Here is a 16,629-nt window from a genome sequence, read left to right as displayed (position 1 = left end):
CCTGGTTATGATCGTGATCTCTGTTCTGGCCCTGGCGTTTTATCTGCTGGCCATCATCGCCTCACTGCACCTGCTGCTCAATGCCAAACAAGTCGGGTACACCCCCCTGTTCGCTTGCGTGGGACTGGCACTGGTAGCCCATGGTGCATCTGTTGCCAGCGAAGTAATGGTGACCCATTCCGGTCAAAACCTGAGCATGCTCAACGTCGCCTCGCTGGTGAGCCTGATCATCAGTTGCTTCATGACCTGCGTCACCCGTCGCTTCAACGGCTGGATCCTGCTGCCGGTAGTCTATAGCTTCTCGGCCCTGTTGCTGGCTGCCAGCGCCTTGATCCCGGGTCGCTACATCACCCATCTGGAGGCCCATCCCCAGCTGTTGCTGCACATCGGCCTAGCCCTGATGGCCTATGCGGTATTGATGATCGCCTGCCTGTTTGCGTTGCAGCTTGCCTGTCTGGACAAGCAGCTTAAATCTCGAAAAATCAGCAACCTGCCAGCCATGCCGCCACTGATGACGGTGGAGAAGCGGCTGTTCCAGCTCATCTCGGCGGGTCTGTTCCTGCTGACACTCTCCATTGCCTCCGGCCTGTTCTTCCTCGAAGACATGTTCGCCCAGGGCAAATCACACAAGGCGGTACTCTCCATTCTGGCCTGGTGTGTCTATGTGCTGCTGTTGTGGGGCCATCACACCTATGGTTGGCGCGGCCGTAAAGTCATCACTCTCAGTCTGATCGGCAGCTTCATCCTGACTCTTGCCTATTTTGGCAGTCGCTTCGTCAAAGAAGTGCTGTTGAGCTGACACCTATACTCTTTTAGCCATACCATCCAACAGGAGCCCTTTTTGGACAGCATCTCAACGAGTACATTACTGATTGTTCTCGTTATCTTGATCCTTCTTTCCGCCTTTTTCTCCAGTGCCGAAACCGGCCTGATGTCCATCAACCGCTACAAACTTCGGCATCTGGCACAGACCAAACACAAAGCCGCACGTCGCGTCGAGCAACTGCTCGCCCGCCCCGATCGCCTGCTGGGACTGATCCTGATCGGCAATAATCTGGTCAATATCCTCGCCTCCGCCATCGCCACCATCGTCTGTATCCGGCTGTTTGGTGATCTCGGGGTCGCCATCGCCACCTTCGGGCTGACCCTGGTGGTACTGGTATTCGGTGAAGTGACCCCCAAGACCCTGGCCGCCATGTTTCCGGAGAAGATCGCCTATCCCGCCTCCTGGATCCTCAAGGGGCTGATGGTGCCGCTCTCACCGCTGGTCTGGCTGATCAACGGCATCACCAGCGGCCTGCTCAAGATGCTGAAGATCAATCCCAACAAGGATGACTCCCTCAACACCGAGGAGCTGCGCACCATAGTCAATGAGGCGGGTAACCTGATCCCCCAGCGTCATCAGGAGATGCTGTTGAGCATTCTGGATCTCGACAAGATGCTGGTCGAGGACATCATGGTGCCACGCAGCGATATCTACGCCATCGACATCAACGATGACTGGAAGAGCATCCAGCGCCAGCTGGCCCACTGCGCTCACACCAAGATCCTGCTCTATCGCGACAATATCGACGACGTTGTCGGCTTTTTGCACGCGCGCGATGCCCTGCGACTGGTAGCCAGGGATCAGTTCAACAAATCGAGCCTGTTGCGGGAAGTGGACGAGATCTACTTCATTCCGGAAGGAACGCCGCTCAACGTGCAACTGGCCAAATTCCAACGCAACAAGGAGCGAATTGGCCTGATCGTCGACGAATACGGCGATATTCAGGGGCTAATCACTCTGGACGACATTCTGGAAGAGATCGTGGGCGACTTTACCACCTCCATGACGCCAGCGCCGAGCGACGAGATCCATCCCCAGTCAGATGGTTCTTATCTGGTCGAAGGCTCAGCCAATATTCGTGAGCTGAACAAGGAGATGAACTGGCATCTGCCCATCGATGGCCCGCGTACCCTCAACGGCCTGATCCTCGAATATCTGGAGGAGATCCCCCAGCCCAACATCGGGATCCGGCTGGCCGGTTATCCTATCGAGATCCTCGATGTGGAGAACAACATGGTCAAGATGGCGCGGATTATGCCGGCATCGTACCGGGCGGAATCGGATTCGCAAGATTGAAAAAGGGCTGCCAGTGGCAGCCCTTTTCTATTGCTCATAGTCATTGCTCATCTTCATCATCCGGCTCCAGCACCAGCGTCGGGATCAACTCGCCGAAGACCCGTTGCAGCTCGTCACGGTTGGCCAGCAGGTCTTGCAGCGTATAGCTGTCCATCACCGCCAGAAACGCATCCATCGCCTCTTTCAGCGCACTCTTGAGCAGACAGACAGAGACGATGTGGCAAGCGGGCGAGCCGCAGTCAATGCCGTCCAGATTGCCTTCCAGCGCCCTTATCACCTGCCCGATATTGATGGTAGCGGGATCGCAAGCCATGCGAATACCGCCATTCTTGCCCCGCTGGGATTGCAGATAGCCCAGCTTCACCAGCTGATTGACCACCTTCACCATGTGGTTGCGGGAAACACCATACAGGGCTGATACCTTGGCAACGCTCGACAACTCCCCTTCCGGCAGGGTGGCAAGATAGAGCAGGGCTCTCAATCCGAAATCTGTATAACTGGTTAGTCTCATAAAACCTGATTAGCGCGATGCGAAAAGTGGAGTATTGATTCAAATCAAATAAACATCTAGGATGCCACTTATTAAATGACATTTTATATGTTCAATTAGAACGAGGCCCCTATGCTAGATCAAACCACCGTTGCCGTCATCAAAAGCACCATTCCGCTGCTCGAATCGGCAGGTCCTGCCCTCACCCAGCACTTCTACCAACGGATGTTCAGCCATAACCCGGAGCTGAAAGATATCTTCAACCTGGCCCACCAACGCAGTGGCGGCCAGCCGCTGGCCCTGTTCAATGCAGTCGCCGCGTATGCAAAGAATATCGACAATCTGGGAGCGCTCGCCGGTGCGGTCGAGCGGATTGCGCACAAACATACCGGATTCCTGATCCAGCCAGAACAATATCACATTGTAGGTAGTCATCTCTTGGCCACGCTCAAAGAATTGGGCGGAAGTGCGGTCACCGACGAGGTGCTGGAGGCATGGGGCAAGGCGTATGGCGTGCTGGCAGACATCTTCATCGGCCGCGAGCGGGAGATCTATCAGGAGAAGGCAAGTCAGGATGGCGGCTGGCAAGGTACCCGCACCTTCATCATCAAGGAGAAGCGAGCCGAGAGCGACCTCATCACCTCCTTCCTGCTGGCACCGGAAGATGGCAAGCCGGTACTGACCTTCAAACCGGGCCAATACCTCAGCATCAAGCTGGTTCACCCCGAGCTGGAATATCAGGAGATCCGCCAGTACTCCCTCTCCGATGCCCCCAACGGGCAGGATTACCGCATCAGCGTCAAGCGTGAGCCGCAGGGTCAGGTCTCCAACCTGCTGCACGATCACCTGCAGGCGGGTGACAAGATCGAGGTGATGCCTCCTACCGGCGATTTCTACCTGAAAGCCGACAGCCAGACCCCGGTGGTACTGCTCTCAGCCGGTGTCGGCGTGACGCCGATGATGAGCATGCTCAACCAGCTGCTGGAAAGTGCTCATCAGGCCGAGATCACCTGGCTGCACGCCTGCGAACAGGGCGCTGTACACGCCTTCCGGGAGGATATTCAGCAAAAATCCCGCCAGCATCCCAACTTGCTGAGCCGGGTCTGGTATCGGGAGCCGGAGGCCAGCGATGTACAGGGTGAAGATTATGACCTGGCCGGCACCATGGATCTGACTGCCGTGAAAGAGCGCATCACGCCGCAGGCCCACTACTACTTCTGTGGCCCTGTCGGCTTCATGCAAGAGATCAAGCGGCAGCTGCTGGCGGCTGGGGTGTCAGCCGGGCAGCTCCATTACGAAGTTTTTGGCCCCCACCAAGATCTCTAAGGCGCAGGCAGCCATATAACAGAGGGAGGTTCCGGCTTGTCATGGCACGGCGGCTGGAACCGGACCCACAGGTGCAGATCTGTGGGTCATTTTTTTGGATCAGTGCATCGCCTTGGCGCGGGCCACCACGTTGGCCGGCATCCGGTTGCCAAGACGGCTGAGCAGACTCGCCGCCTTCTGGTGCAGCGCCTTGTCACCTATGACGGAGCCATGGAGCCAGCGATAGGCGTCCTCATAATCAAGCGGACTGCCCATCCCCTGCAACAGCATCTCGACCCACTCGATGCGAGCCCGCAGAAAACCGAGGCTGGCCGCCTCGCGCATCAGAGTTTCGGCTCGCACCAAATCCTTCTGCACCAAAGTTCCTTTCCAGTAGTAGCGCCCCAGCTGCTCCAGCGCTGGCGCCAACCCCTGATTGGCCGCCTCCCACATATATTGCACCCCGAGTTCGGCATTGGATTTGGTACAGACACCCCACGCCAGCATATCCCCCCAGAGGAATTGATAGGCCGGGATCTTCATCACCGAGGCGCGCGCTTCGATATCCTGAGTCAGCTGACAGCGATCCTGCTTCACCTGAGTGAGGTGACGCCCCTGCTCAATCCAGTTGAGCAACTCGTCCTGACGATAGAGTGGCACCGCCTGCAACTCGCCAGCGGCCAGAGGTGCGGGAGGCGCCACCACAGCAGCAGGTTCCACCGGTTTTGGCAGCGGCGCGGCCCCCTCGCCACTGCTGGCAACGGGGGTGACCGGCTCGGCCGGGAGCAAGACGGGGACAGCCTCAGAGGGCGCTGGCGTAGCAGCAGAGACAGGGGCCGTTGACACCGCAGCACTGCTTGCGGTCGGTGCCGATGCACTTGCTGCAGGCACATCGCTCGATACGGCAGCCGATACCGCCTCGGCACCATAGAGGGGCGCGGTGAATGTACCGACAAGAATGAGAAGGGTAAGGGGTTTCATCATAAGGATCTCCTGCTGCACTCTGTTATCGGCACCAAGCCCCATCCCCTTAGCCTGCCGGGCGGATCTCATCAATACAAAAGGGAGCCGAAGCTCCCTTGTTGGCACGGTTGACCCGCTTACTTGACGAAATCGACACCCAGCTGGATATCGGCTTTCAGGGTAGCCAGCATGCCTTCCATCGCTTCCTGCTCGAACGCGCTCAGCTTGCCGTAATCCAGTACGGTTTCGACGCCATTCTTGCCCAGCAGTACCGGCTGTGCGAAGAAGGTGGCGTGCTCGCCGTTGCCTTCAACGTAGGCGCACTCAACAACGTTGGCTTCGCCCTGCAGACCCTTGATGAGGGAGAGACCGAAACGGCAAGCCGCCTGACCCATGGAGAGGGTCGCAGAACCGCCACCGGCTTTGGCTTCCACCACTTCGGTACCGGCATTCTGGATGCGCTTGGTCATGGCTGCCACTTCTTCAGCGGTGAAGGAAGCGCCTTCAATCTGGGAGAGCAGCGGCAGGATGGTGACGCCACTGTGACCACCGATCACGTTGACGCGTACCTTGTCGATGTTCAACCCTTTGGCAGCGGCCACGAAGGTCTCGGCGCGGATCACGTCCAGGGTGGTGACACCGAACAGGCGACGCTTGTCATAGACACCGGCTTTCTTCAGCACTTCGGCGGCGATAGCCACAGTGGTGTTGACCGGGTTGGTGATGATGCCGATCAGTGCTTTCGGGCAAGTGGCCGCGCACTTCTCGACCAGATTCTTGACGATACCGGCGTTGATATTGAACAGGTCGGAGCGATCCATCCCCGGCTTGCGTGCCACACCGGCGGAGATCAGCACCACATCGGCCCCAACCAGCGCAGGAGTCGGATCTTCACCGCAGAAGCCCTTGATGGCGACGTCGGTAGGAATATGACTGAGGTCAACGGCCACACCCGGGGTAACCGGGGCGATGTCATACAGGCTCAGCTCGGAGCCAGCCGGCAGACGGTTTTTCAACAGCAGAGCGAGGGCTTGACCGATGCCACCAGCGGCACCCAGAACGGCAACTTTCATGATCAACTCCATGTTTAAGCGTAGGTTTAAGGTTGTTTGTTGTTGTGCGCCCAACCTTAATGGATCCCCCCATAAAAAACAATCTGATAACAGTTGCAGTCACGGGTTCTGTGAGCCACGAAACATGCGGGAGCAAAAATTGGAGGGAAATACAAAAAGTTGGAGGAGAAGCACAGTTTTTCTGCACTTCTCCTTACCATAAAGAGGTAGATCTGAGGGTCTCAGGATTGGAATGCCAGCGCCCGTTTTTCACACCAGCGAAAACCAATTGTTAACAATCCGTTCATCGCCAGATAAAGCCCACCAGCCACCCCGAACACAGCCAGGGTATCGTAGGTCTGGGCGTTCAACCCCTGCGCCAGCCCCATGATGTCCATGATGGTGATAGTACTGGCGAGGGAGCTCCCCTTGAGCACCAGGATCACCTCGTTGGAGTAGGCAGGCACCAGATGACGGGCGGCGTGGCGCACCTTCATCCACAAGGTCTGGCGGCCATTAAAACCAAGCGCCCGGCACGCCTCCACCTCACCAGCCGGGATGGCATCGAGCGCCCCCTTGAACAACCGGGTGGAGTAGGCCGCCGTGTTGAGACCCAGCGCCAGCACGGCGCAGAACCAGGGCTGCTTGAGCAGCGGCCAGAGCGGGCCGGCTTTCAGCCACTCGAACTGGCCCGGCCCGTAGTAAATCAGGAAGATCTGAATGAGCAGCGGCGTGCCGGTAAAGAGCAGCACCCACAGCTGCACCAGCTGGGTCGCCACCGGCAGGCGCAGCTCCAACACCCAGGTCATCAGGGCTGCCAACACAATCCCCAGCAGCAGGCTGAACAGGGTCAGCTCCAGCGTGGTGACCAGACCGCCCAGCAACGTAACGAGATACTCTTGCATCAGTTAGCCTCCGTAGCGGCGGGTGTAGCGGGCAGCCAGCCCGAGGCCATATTCACTCACCAGACTGATGGCCAGATAGATGAGGGCGGCGGCGGCATACCAGGTGAAAGGCTCATAGGTACTGGCCGAGGCCATCTGCGCCTGACGCATCATCTCGTTGACCCCGATAAGCGACACCAGCGCGGTATCTTTCAGCAACACCAGCCACTGGTTGCCGAGGCCCGGCAGGGCATGACGCCACGCCTGCGGCAACACGATGCGAAAGAAGATGTGGCTCTTGCTCAACCCCAACGCCAGCGCCGCCAACCGTTGACCTGAAGGCACCGCATTGAGCGCCGCCCGCAGGGTCTGGGTCGCATAGCTGGCAAACAGCAGGGAGAGCGCCAGCACGCCACAGGCGAACGGGCTGAACTCCACATACTCGCCAGTGATGAGGAACAGCACCTGGGTCGAGCCGAAGTAGATGAACAGCACCACCAGCAACTCGGGCAGACCACGGATCAGCGTGGTCAGGGTGGCCACCGGCCACACCAATGCACGCTGCTTGCTGAGCTCGGCGGCACTGAACGCCAGCGCCAATACCATGCCCCCGACCAGTGATGCCAAGGCCAGCCCGAGGGTCATCCAGGCTGCATCCAACAACAGGCTCAACATGGCTTACTGCGCGAAGTATTTGTCGAAGATTTTCTGATAGGTGCCGTTGGCCTTGATCTCGGCCAGCCCCTTGTTCAGCTGGGTCAGCAGCTCCTGATTGCCCTTGGCGACCGCGATGCCAAAGCCGGTACCGAAGTACTTGGCATCCGTCACCGGCGCACCCACCACCGCATACTCCTTGTGCTGCTTCAGCCAGTCGGCAGCAACGGCGGTATCGGCAAAGACACCGTCGGTACGGCCATTCATCATGTCGAGGAAGGCGCTCTGGTAGCTGGCGTACGGCACGGTCAGCAGACCCTTGCTCACCCAGTTATCAACCAGATAGGACTGGTGAGAGGTACCGTTCTGCACGCCGACTGTCTTGTCGACCATCTCTTCCGGCCCCTTGAAGGCCCCTTTCTTGGCGACGAATACGGCCGAGTTCTCGTAGTAGATGTCAGAGAAATCGACCTGAGCGGCCCGCTCAGGGGTCACGTCCATGGCGGCGATGGCGGCATCGTAGCGACGGAATTTGAGGCTGGGGATCAGGCTGTCAAAGGCCTGGTTGTGGAAGCTGCACTCCAGCTTGGCCTGCTCGCAGATGGCGCGCGCCAGATCGATGTCAAAACCCTGAAACTCGTTCTTGTCATCCAGGTATTCGAACGGTGCGTAGGTGGCCTCGGTGGCGAACTTGATCTCTTTGGCCATGACGGAGGTACTCAACAGGCCCATGGCAGCAACCAACAACAGACTCTTTTTCATGACAGCTTCCTTATCGATTCAATATCAATGCATCAAGAATTCGGCAAACCGGCTGGTTTGCGGGGATTGGAAAATGGCGGCGGTGCCGGATTCGATGATCCGCCCCTTCTCCAGATAAATCACCTGGCTGGCCACCTTGCGGGCAAAGTCGACCTCGTGGGTCACCACCACCTGGGTAATGCCGGTCTGGCTCAGGTTGCGGATGATCTCGGCCACCTCTTTGGTGATCTCGGGATCGAGGGCAGCTGTCGGCTCGTCAAACAGCAGCACTTCCGGGTCCATCATCAGGGTACGGGCAATAGCCACCCGCTGCTGCTGACCGCCAGAGAGACGGGCAGGCCAGGCATCGCGCTTGTCGGCCAGTTGCAGCTGGGCCAGCAGGTAGGCCCCCTTCTCGATGGCGGCCTCCTTGCTCATGCCGAGCACCTTGACCGGCGCTTCAATCAGATTCTCCATCACAGTGAGATGTGGCCAGAGATTGTACTGCTGGAACACCATGCCCACCTTGCGGCGCAGCAGTTGGGACTGGCGGTTGAATTCGGCAGCAGAGAGGGAGTTCGGGAAAGAAAATTCACTTTCGCCAATCCGCAGAACACCCGCATCCGGGGTATCCAGCAGATTCATCATCCGTAGCAGGGAACTCTTGCCAGCACCGCTCGGGCCCAGCAACACCAAGGTTTCACCGGGGGATGTCCGAAAGCTGACCTGTTGCAGAACCGGCACCTTGTGCCAAGACTTCTCGATACCTATTAATTCAATACCCATACAGCCCAATTGAATAAGTTTTCAAAATTTCATCCCGATTCTATCCCTAATAAAGGTTGATGCAAGCCATTTTTGAATCAATATGCAGAACAAGCGCCGCTTCCTTGCAAAAAACGGCATATGAATGCAAAATGGCCCCGCTGTTCGTATCTGCCGCCTGTATCGCACAGGCCGCCACACCTCCTCATTCGTGAGACCAAGATGAAACACAACGACAAGCAAGAAAAACTGGCCAAGGCCTTTAAAGCCTTGCTGAAAGAAGAGCGCTTTGGCTCCCAGGCAGAGATCGTCACCGCCCTGCAAGAGCTGGGCTTCGAGAACATCAACCAGTCCAAGGTATCGCGCATGCTGAGCCGCTTCGGCGCCGTTCGCACTCGCAACGCCAAGATGGAGATGGTCTACTGCCTGCCGGTGGAACTGGGCGTGCCCACTACCTCCAGCCCGCTCAAGAATCTGGTACTGGACGTCGATCACAACGGCGCACTGGTGGTGATCCACACCAGCCCGGGCGCAGCCCAGCTGATCGCCCGCCTGCTCGACTCCCTCGGCAAGGCAGAGGGGATCCTCGGCACCATCGCCGGTGATGACACTATCTTCATCACCCCGACCAGCGACACCGATATCGAAGAGCTCTACCTCTCCGCCCTCGAGTTGTTCGAACAGACGCCGTAATGGCAACCACCGCGTCATAGCGGTCACGCCAGAACGAAAAATCCCGGCCAAGGCCGGGATTTTTGTTTTCTGAGTCTTCGTCAGGCGGGCTTATTTGCCCTGCGCCATCAAAAAACCTTCCGATGGTGCGAAGAAAGCCGCGCCGGTCACTGCCCTGGTGAAGCGCAGCAGGTGGTCGAAGTGGCTGCCCTCACCTTTGTACATGCTGGCCAGCATGGCGTTGAAGTGCTGCGGTGTGCGGCAGCAGGAGATGAAGTAGAGCCCCTGCTCGGTCATGGTGCCCCAGGGCATGCTCTGGCGCAGGATCTCCATGGACTCTCCCTTCGGGGTTTTGAGGTTGACCCGCTTGATGTGGGCGGTCAGCGGCTTGGCGGCAGATTCATACTCGATATTGTCGGGCTTGGTGCGACCGATAATGTCTTCCTGCTCTTTCTGCGCCAGCTTCTCCCAGTCGCTCATGGCGTGGACCCAGCGTTGGACGTGAATGTAGGAGCCACCGGCAAACTCGCCATCGGCCAGCAGCGCCACTTCGGCACGGTGCTCATCCTGCGGGTTCTCGGTGCCGTCAACGAAACCGGTCAGGTCACGGCAATCCAGGTTGCGGAAACCGCGCACCTCTTCGGCCAGCTCGACCAGTCCGGCCAGCAGCGCCATCACACGGTGACCGGCGTGGTGCAGCACATCCACCCGATCGGCGCGCAGCTGAATAAAGAGATCAAACGGGGTGTTGGGGGCTTCCTGACCGTTGGCGGATTGCGCCATAAAACTGCGGAACTGGGGCGGACGGGCGGCAGGATAGAGACCATCCCAGGCATCGGCGCCAACGGCAACCAGACCGCTGAACCCGGCATCAGGGAAATCGGCAGCAACCGCCTGCCACAGGGCGGGCAGTTTGGCCAGACGGCCGACCAGTTCGGCGGCGTCGCCGGTGCGATTGAACATCAGATAGAGGGCGTGCAGATTCGGCTCTGCGCAGATCCCGGCTTGGGCTTTCATATATCTCTCCCCTGAGTAGGCGTTAGCGTTACGGGCTATTTGCGTTGCGCGATTATAAACCAGAGTGGATCCAGTTCTTTGATTTCACGACGATATCACGCGTTCAGGGCAAAGGGTCAAACAACACCAGCCCATGGGGTGCGACCTTGATCCGTGCCCGCATCCCATCAAGGGGCTCGCCAATGCTCGCCTCCAGCTGCAGATCGCCACACTCGAACAGCACCCGACAGTGGTGGCCGAGGAACTGCTGCTCCACCACCTCGAGCTCGCCATCTGCGGCACTCTCCAGCAGCAGTTGCTGGGGTCTGAGCATCAGCTGCAACTGCTCGCCCACCGCCCTGCCATGAGGCTCGCTGCCACAAATGACCCCGAGCGCCGTCTGCACGCAGTGGCTGTCCACCACCTCGGCAGCCAGATAGTTGACCCCGCCGAGAAACTCCGCCACGAAGCGATTTTGCGGGCGGCGATAGAGCTGCTCCGGCTGACCCACCTGCTCGATATGGCCTGCGCGAAACAGCGCCAGCCGATCGGCGAAGGCGAAAGCCTCCTCCTTGCTGTGGCTGACGAAGATGGCGCCGATCCCCTGCTGCTTGAGCAGGGCGCGGATCTCGAGGATCAACTTCATCCGCACCTGGGTATCGATGTTGGAAAAAGGTTCATCCAGCAGCATCAGCCGCGGCTTGCACACCAACGCCCGGGCGATGGCCACCCGCTGCTGCTGGCCGCCGGAGAGCTGGTGCGGATAACGATCCCCCAGCCCCTGCAGATTGACCAGCGCCAACGCCTCGTCAACCTGCTGCTGGCGGGCGCGGCGATCGAATTTGGTCAGACCGAAACCGACGTTGTCGGCCACCGTCAGGTGGGGGAAGAGGGCGTAATCCTGAAAGATCATGCCGATGTTGCGCGCCTCGGGCGGCACGCTGGCACCCGGCCCGTCGAGCAGGGTATCGCCGAGGCGAATCGAGCCATCGGCCAGCGGCAGCAGCCCGGCGATGGCCTTGAGCAGCGTGGTTTTGCCGCAGCCACTGGCTCCCAGCAGGCAGACGATCTCGTTGTCTGCCACCGTCAGGGAGAGCTGTTCCAGCACATTGCGGCCGTTGTAACGGCAGCTGACATTTTCAACCTGCAAACAGGACAAGGCTGACTTCCTCTCGTTTCTGGCGGCGCGCAGCCTTTTGGTTCAGCGCACCGCATGCAATTTCATTGGCCGACGTGGCGACTCAGTGGCCCGGACTGTCCAGACTGCGGTTGACCCAGATCAGCGGCAACAGCCCCACCAGCACGATGACGATGGCCCCCAGCGCGCCGCGCTCCAGCATCTCGTCCGAGACGAATTGGTAGACGTGGGTCGCCAGAGTATCGAAGTTGAACGGCCGCAGCAGCAGGGCGGCGGGCAGCTCCTTCATGGATTCGATGAATACCAGCATGGCACCGGCAAACAGACCTCGGCGCACCAGCGGCAGATGGACCCGCCGCAGCATGCCGCCATCCCCCTGCCCCAAGGAGCGGGCTGCCATGTCGAGACTGGGGGAGATCTTGCCCATGCTGCTCTCCACCGAGCCGATGGCGATGGCCACGAAGCGCACCAAATAGCCGAACACGATGGCGGTAATGGTGCCGGTCAGCAGCAAGCCCGGCCCCTGACGCCCGAGCCACTCGGCCAGATCGTTGATGGCAAAGTCGAGGGCGGTGAGCGGCACCAGCACCCCGATGGCGAGCACGGTGCCCGGCATGGCGTAACCCATGGCGGCGATGCGCAGGGGCAACAGACTCTTTATACCGCCATCGAGGCGGCGGAAGAAGCCGAGCAGCAGGGCGATGCCCATCGCCAGCAGGGCGGTTAGCGCCGAGATAGCCAAGCTGTTGCCGGCGAAGCGGACAAACTCCGGTGTCCACGACAACTCGAAGTAGCGCACCCCGTAATCGAGCAGGATGACGAACGGCAGGCCGAAACCGGCAAGCACCAGCCCCCAGCACCAGAGACCGGCCAACCAACGGCCAATCCCCTTGAGCGGATAGCGCAGCGGCTGCTCATGGCCCATGGACTTCTGGAACACCTGCTGCCGACTGCGCGAGCGGCGCTCCAGCGCGATCAGCAGCACCACAGCCAGCAGCATCAGGCAGGAGAGTTTGGCCGCGGTGGCCAGACTACCGTAGCCGAGCCAGGTGTCGTAGACCGCCGTGGTCAGGGTGTTGATGGCAAAGAAGTGGACGGTGGCAAAATCTGCCAGCGTCTCCATGGCCACCAGCGATACCGCCACCATGATGGCGGGGCGCGCCAGCGGCAGACTGAGGCGACGAAAGCTCTGCCACGGGGTGCAGCCGAGCAGGCGGCTGGAGTGGATCAGGCTGACTGACTGCTCGAGAAAAGAGGCGCGGGTCAGCAGATAGACATAGGGGAACAGCACCAGCGCCAGCACCCAGGCGGCGCCACCAAGGGAGCGAATGGCCGGAAACCAGTAATCGGCTGGACTGTTCCAGCCAAAGAGTGCTCGCAACCCGGCCTGTAGGGGGCCCGAGTAGTCGAGCAGGTCGGTATAGACGTAGGCGACGATATAGGAGGGCATCGCCATTGGCAGCATCAAGGCCCACTGCAGGGCGCGCCGCCCCGGTACCTGACACATGGCCACCAGCCAGCCTGTAGGCACGCCAAACAGCAAGCTGAGCAATACTACGCCGACCACAAGCCCCAGAGTATTGGCCAGATAGTCGAGCAGCACTGTATTGGCGAGGTGGCGAAACAGCTCCCCCTCAGCCGAGAAGGCAGAGAAAAGCAGGGCTATAACCGGTAAACCCAGCAGCAGGGCGATGGCCCAGCTGCCGGTCATCCATCCAAAATTTTTCATGAGACCACAGATGTTGATGGGGCCGTTGGCCCCATCTGATTACAAATCGAACTTCACTTCATCCAGCAACTGCAAGGCGTCCTTGCGGTGCTTGGCGTAATCGCTGACCGGTAGTGCGTCAGACTTGAAACTGCCCCAGGACTTGACCATGGCGGAAGGCTCGACCCCGGCCTTGACCGGATACTCGGCGTTCACGTCCGCATACATGTGCTGGGCGGTGTCACCAGCCAGAAACTCCATCAGCTTCTGGGCCTCGACCTTGTTCTTGGCATACTTGGTCATGGCCACGCCGCTCACGTTGACGTGGGCACCGCGGTCAGCCTGATTCGGGAAGTTGATATAAACCGCATCCGCCCAGGACTTCTGCGCCGGATCTTTCAACATGGCGCCCAGATAGTAACTGTTGCCGAGCGACACGTCACAGATACCATCCTTGATCGCCTTGACCTGATCCCGGTCGTTGCCCTGCGGTTTGCGCGCCAGGTTGGCCTTGACCCCTTCCAGCCAGGTTTTGGTCTCGGCCATGCCGTGATGGGCGATCATCGAGGAGACCAGCGCCACATTGTACTCATGCTTGCCGCTGCGGGTGCAGATTTTCCCTTTGAATTCCGGCTTGGCCAGATCTTCGTAGCTGATGGTGTCGAGCTTGCCGAGACGATCCTTGCTGGAGTAGATGGCGCGCACCCGGGTGGTCAGCGCAAACCAGCGATTCTCCGGATCACGATAGATGGCGGGGATGTTCTCCTGCAGGATCTTGCTATCCACCGGCTGCACCAGCCCCTTGTCCACCAGATCGGTCAGACGGCTGATATCGACGGTCAGCATCAGGTCGGCCGGAGAGAGCTTGCCTTCCCGCTCCAGACGCTCGTTCAACCCCTCTTTGGCGAACACCACGTTCACCTTGATGCCAGATTCCTTCTCGAACTGCTGGATGATGGGCTTGATCAGCTCATCCTGGCGGTTGGAGTAGACATTCACTTCCCCGGCCGCCAATGCCGACTGAGCTGCCAACGCAGAGAAAGCCAGTGCCAACATCTTCATTTTCATCATCCATTCCTTGATTAGCCATACAGAGTGATAACGATTTCCGTTTGCATTCTGCATACATCTTATAAGCGGATCAAGAAAGCTCGCCGTCGCCACATCACATATTTAATCGCCCACAAATGAAAAGGGCCGGATGGAATCCCATTCGGCCTCTTCAGAGCAAAACGTTATGTTGATCAGGCTTCAATAAGCGCTCACTCCATCGGGATTCCCCGAGATCGGGAGGTCAACAGATCTGTACGTCACGGATGCGGTTCATCACAGCGCCTCGTCGTCACTTTCGCCGGTGCGGATGCGCACCGCTTGCAGCAAGTCGTAGACAAAAATCTTGCCGTCGCCGATCTTGCCGGTATAGGCCGCCTTGCAGATCGCCTCGATCACCCCTTCCACGTTATCATCGGCGGTAGCAATCTCCAGCTTCACCTTGGGCAGGAAGTCGACCTGATACTCGGCTCCCCGGTATAATTCGGTGTGTCCCTTCTGGCGGCCAAATCCCTTGACCTCGGACACGGTCAGCCCTTCCACCCCCAGGTTGGCAATAGCCTCGCGGACATCGTCCAACTTGAACGGTTTGATAATCGCACTAATCAGCTTCATCTGGTTGCTCCCAATCCATGGTGTGTCATGAATCGGGTTTCAATTCTTATGCCAAGTATTTTTATTGTTTTATTTCATATAGATAGAGTTTAATGCCCGCGCCATTCGCCAGGCACATCCCCATAACCGGCCAGCACGCCCCATAATGAGGCACCATGCTGCAGCGGTCAGCGGGTATGCACCAAACAAGAGCAAAACAGCATGTTAGTTATCTCAAACAGCGTCACGATTCCCTGGCATGAGCTCCAATTTCAGACCATGCGGGCACAGGGCAACGGTGGACAGCACGTCAACAAGACCGACTCCGCCGTCTGGCTGCGCTTCGATTACCGCAACTCTCCCAGCCTGACGCCCCTCTACAAGGAGGGTCTCGACAAGCTGAGCGACAGCCGGGTACACGATGGCTTTATCCTGATCCGGGTCGAGAGCCATCGCAGCCAGGACATGAACCGCAAGGAGGCGATGAACCGTCTGGTGGAGTTGCTGAAGAAAGCAGCCTGGCGCCCCAAGGCCCGCCATGCCACCAAGCCGACCCGCAGCTCCCAACGCAAGCGGGTCGATGCCAAAAAGCGCAAGGGGGATATCAAATCCGCCCGCGGCAAACCGGTTCTGGACTGAGCCAACCCCCAGCCCCCAAAGGATGTCAGCCGATGAGATACAGTTTTTGCGACAGCGCCCGCGGCCCCCTGCTCATTGCCATCAATCAGGATGGTCTGCGCTATGTGGAGTTCGTGCGGGGGGAGCAGCCGGTAACTCCGACCGATGAGTGGCAGCGTGATGACCTGGCTCTTGCTCCTTTCGTCGAGCAGTTCACCGCCTATTTTGCCGGAAAATTGCAGCAGTTCGATCTGCCCATGGCAGCGAAGGGCACCCCGTTCCAGCAAACGGTGTGGAACGCTTTGTGTGATATCCCCTATGGCGAGACCGTGAGCTATCTCGAGATTGCCCAGGCTATCGGCAATCCCAAGGCGGTGCGGGCGGTAGGCGCTGCCAATGGCCGCAATCCGCTGAGCATCATAGTGCCCTGCCATCGGGTGATCGGACGCAGCGGCGAGCTGACCGGCTATGCTGGCGGCATTCCCATCAAGCGCTGGTTGCTCGCTCTGGAACAGACAGGGACAACATTCGAGCTGGCCCCATGAGACAATGAGCGTCCCCGGAGAGGAACGGGACAATATCGCGACCAGAATGAAAAGGCTTTCAATCAGTGGCCACGCCTTGCTGACAAGATGAACAGAAGATGAAGAATCGCCTCAGAACTACTTCAGATTGAGCTTGGCATTATGGCTCCATACTTGAATGGCACGGCTCATTCGCTGATTCAAGTAGCACCCATGTGACGCTTCCAATCTGTCTTTTTCCCCGCGCCTCCTCTGAGGCGCTTTTTTTGTGGCAACTGTCCCGTCCTGAATATGGTTTACACCTTTCCCCCCAATAAATGGAGAACCCGATGGGACAAGGTGTGAAACGGACA

General features: G+C 58.8%; 18 protein-coding genes. 6 read left to right on the top strand and 12 right to left on the bottom strand.

Going from position 1 to position 16,629, the window contains the following annotated elements; genetic code table 11:
* Positions 1-7: 7 nt before the first annotated feature.
* The gene (locus G5380_RS16765) at positions 8-799 is read left to right on the top strand and encodes a cytochrome C assembly family protein (RefSeq protein ID WP_227341902.1); all 792 of its coding nucleotides are present in this window, start codon (positions 8-10) and stop codon (positions 797-799) included.
* Between the two features lie 42 nt (positions 800-841).
* Entirely contained in the window at positions 842-2,122 is a 1,281-nt protein-coding gene (locus G5380_RS16760; protein ID WP_005348906.1) for an HlyC/CorC family transporter, read from the top strand.
* A gap of 40 nt (positions 2,123-2,162) precedes the next feature.
* Here the strand turns inward: G5380_RS16760 and G5380_RS16755 are convergent, their stop codons facing one another.
* On the bottom strand, positions 2,163-2,633 hold the full coding sequence (locus G5380_RS16755; protein WP_005340388.1) for an Rrf2 family transcriptional regulator: 471 nt from the start codon (positions 2,631-2,633) through the stop codon (positions 2,163-2,165).
* 111 nt (positions 2,634-2,744) lie between these two features.
* Here G5380_RS16755 and hmpA point away from each other — a divergent pair, with 111 nt between their 5' ends.
* Entirely contained in the window at positions 2,745-3,938 is a 1,194-nt protein-coding gene (hmpA, locus tag G5380_RS16750) for an NO-inducible flavohemoprotein (protein ID WP_201990764.1), read from the top strand.
* Between the two features lie 99 nt (positions 3,939-4,037).
* Here hmpA and G5380_RS16745 read toward each other — a convergent pair whose 3' ends face one another.
* The 6 genes from G5380_RS16745 to G5380_RS16720 form a co-directional block, all read right to left on the bottom strand.
* On the bottom strand, positions 4,038-4,622 hold the full coding sequence (locus G5380_RS16745; protein ID WP_103251390.1) for a tetratricopeptide repeat protein: 585 nt from the start codon (positions 4,620-4,622) through the stop codon (positions 4,038-4,040).
* Between the two features lie 395 nt (positions 4,623-5,017).
* Complete coding sequence (mdh, locus tag G5380_RS16740) at positions 5,018-5,953, bottom strand: malate dehydrogenase (RefSeq protein WP_005340384.1); 936 nt, start codon at positions 5,951-5,953, stop codon at positions 5,018-5,020.
* 221 nt (positions 5,954-6,174) lie between these two features.
* Positions 6,175-6,837 (bottom strand): arginine ABC transporter permease ArtM, encoded by a 663-nt coding sequence (artM, locus tag G5380_RS16735; RefSeq protein WP_216952846.1) that lies wholly within the window; start codon positions 6,835-6,837, stop codon positions 6,175-6,177.
* 3 nt (positions 6,838-6,840) lie between these two features.
* The gene (artQ, locus tag G5380_RS16730) at positions 6,841-7,491 is read right to left on the bottom strand and encodes an arginine ABC transporter permease ArtQ (RefSeq protein ID WP_043826111.1); all 651 of its coding nucleotides are present in this window, start codon (positions 7,489-7,491) and stop codon (positions 6,841-6,843) included.
* A gap of 3 nt (positions 7,492-7,494) precedes the next feature.
* On the bottom strand, positions 7,495-8,232 hold the full coding sequence (locus tag G5380_RS16725) for a transporter substrate-binding domain-containing protein (protein ID WP_005340381.1): 738 nt from the start codon (positions 8,230-8,232) through the stop codon (positions 7,495-7,497).
* A gap of 24 nt (positions 8,233-8,256) precedes the next feature.
* Positions 8,257-8,997: an ATP-binding cassette domain-containing protein gene (locus tag G5380_RS16720; protein WP_005357971.1), complete on the bottom strand. Its 741-nt coding sequence runs from the start codon at positions 8,995-8,997 to the stop codon at positions 8,257-8,259.
* A 201-nt stretch (positions 8,998-9,198) separates the two neighbouring features.
* On the opposite strand from G5380_RS16720, the gene argR reads away from it, so the two are divergent.
* Positions 9,199-9,669 (top strand): transcriptional regulator ArgR, encoded by a 471-nt coding sequence (gene argR, locus G5380_RS16715; protein ID WP_005340378.1) that lies wholly within the window; start codon positions 9,199-9,201, stop codon positions 9,667-9,669.
* A 90-nt stretch (positions 9,670-9,759) separates the two neighbouring features.
* Here the strand turns inward: argR and G5380_RS16710 are convergent, their stop codons facing one another.
* The 5 genes from G5380_RS16710 to glnK all read right to left on the bottom strand — a co-directional run bounded on the left by G5380_RS16710 (position 9,760) and on the right by glnK (position 15,155).
* Positions 9,760-10,665 carry a Dyp-type peroxidase gene (locus G5380_RS16710; RefSeq protein WP_236376002.1) on the bottom strand — a complete coding sequence of 302 codons (906 nt, stop codon included), beginning with the start codon at positions 10,663-10,665 and terminating at the stop codon, positions 9,760-9,762.
* A 103-nt stretch (positions 10,666-10,768) separates the two neighbouring features.
* Entirely contained in the window at positions 10,769-11,803 is a 1,035-nt protein-coding gene (locus G5380_RS16705; RefSeq protein ID WP_421313285.1) for an ABC transporter ATP-binding protein, read from the bottom strand.
* 82 nt (positions 11,804-11,885) lie between these two features.
* Complete coding sequence (locus G5380_RS16700) at positions 11,886-13,511, bottom strand: ABC transporter permease (protein WP_421352926.1); 1,626 nt, start codon at positions 13,509-13,511, stop codon at positions 11,886-11,888.
* A gap of 39 nt (positions 13,512-13,550) precedes the next feature.
* Positions 13,551-14,558, bottom strand: coding sequence for a Fe(3+) ABC transporter substrate-binding protein (locus G5380_RS16695; RefSeq protein WP_213391893.1), 1,008 nt, complete (start codon positions 14,556-14,558; stop codon positions 13,551-13,553).
* A gap of 258 nt (positions 14,559-14,816) precedes the next feature.
* A complete protein-coding gene (glnK, locus tag G5380_RS16690; protein WP_005341406.1) occupies positions 14,817-15,155 on the bottom strand; it encodes a P-II family nitrogen regulator in 339 nt (112 codons plus the stop codon).
* Positions 15,156-15,356: 201 nt separating this feature from the next.
* On the opposite strand from glnK, the gene arfB reads away from it, so the two are divergent.
* Both arfB and G5380_RS16680 read left to right on the top strand, forming a co-directional pair.
* On the top strand, positions 15,357-15,773 hold the full coding sequence (arfB, locus tag G5380_RS16685) for an alternative ribosome rescue aminoacyl-tRNA hydrolase ArfB (protein WP_139430011.1): 417 nt from the start codon (positions 15,357-15,359) through the stop codon (positions 15,771-15,773).
* A gap of 32 nt (positions 15,774-15,805) precedes the next feature.
* Positions 15,806-16,297 (top strand): methylated-DNA--[protein]-cysteine S-methyltransferase, encoded by a 492-nt coding sequence (locus tag G5380_RS16680; RefSeq protein ID WP_139461351.1) that lies wholly within the window; start codon positions 15,806-15,808, stop codon positions 16,295-16,297.
* Positions 16,298-16,629 lie beyond the last annotated feature (332 nt).

It is taken from the genome of Aeromonas sp. 604443 (assembly GCF_049170315.1).
GTDB lineage: Bacteria > Pseudomonadota > Gammaproteobacteria > Enterobacterales > Aeromonadaceae > Aeromonas > Aeromonas veronii_A.
The sequence above is the reverse complement of the archived record's forward strand: the minus strand, read 5'-3'. Positions and strand labels throughout refer to the sequence as shown.

Bases quoted from the DNA above. Each gene is read 5' to 3' on its own strand.
- argR (WP_005340378.1), top strand. From the start codon at position 9,199: ATGAAACACAACGACAAGCAAGAAAAACTGGCCAAGGCCTTTAAAGCC.
- mdh (WP_005340384.1), bottom strand. From the start codon at position 5,953: ATGAAAGTTGCCGTTCTGGGTGCCGCTGGTGGCATCGGTCAAGCCCTC.
- G5380_RS16765 (WP_227341902.1), top strand. From the start codon at position 8: ATGATCGTGATCTCTGTTCTGGCCCTGGCGTTTTATCTGCTGGCCATC.
- hmpA (WP_201990764.1), top strand. From the start codon at position 2,745: ATGCTAGATCAAACCACCGTTGCCGTCATCAAAAGCACCATTCCGCTG.
- G5380_RS16695 (WP_213391893.1), bottom strand. From the start codon at position 14,558: ATGAAAATGAAGATGTTGGCACTGGCTTTCTCTGCGTTGGCAGCTCAG.
- artM (WP_216952846.1), bottom strand. From the start codon at position 6,837: ATGCAAGAGTATCTCGTTACGTTGCTGGGCGGTCTGGTCACCACGCTG.
- G5380_RS16720 (WP_005357971.1), bottom strand. From the start codon at position 8,997: ATGGGTATTGAATTAATAGGTATCGAGAAGTCTTGGCACAAGGTGCCG.
- G5380_RS16710 (WP_236376002.1), bottom strand. From the start codon at position 10,665: ATGAAAGCCCAAGCCGGGATCTGCGCAGAGCCGAATCTGCACGCCCTC.
- arfB (WP_139430011.1), top strand. From the start codon at position 15,357: ATGTTAGTTATCTCAAACAGCGTCACGATTCCCTGGCATGAGCTCCAA.
- artQ (WP_043826111.1), bottom strand. From the start codon at position 7,491: ATGTTGAGCCTGTTGTTGGATGCAGCCTGGATGACCCTCGGGCTGGCC.
- glnK (WP_005341406.1), bottom strand. From the start codon at position 15,155: ATGAAGCTGATTAGTGCGATTATCAAACCGTTCAAGTTGGACGATGTC.
- G5380_RS16700 (WP_421352926.1), bottom strand. From the start codon at position 13,511: ATGAAAAATTTTGGATGGATGACCGGCAGCTGGGCCATCGCCCTGCTG.
- G5380_RS16680 (WP_139461351.1), top strand. From the start codon at position 15,806: ATGAGATACAGTTTTTGCGACAGCGCCCGCGGCCCCCTGCTCATTGCC.
- G5380_RS16755 (WP_005340388.1), bottom strand. From the start codon at position 2,633: ATGAGACTAACCAGTTATACAGATTTCGGATTGAGAGCCCTGCTCTAT.
- G5380_RS16725 (WP_005340381.1), bottom strand. From the start codon at position 8,232: ATGAAAAAGAGTCTGTTGTTGGTTGCTGCCATGGGCCTGTTGAGTACC.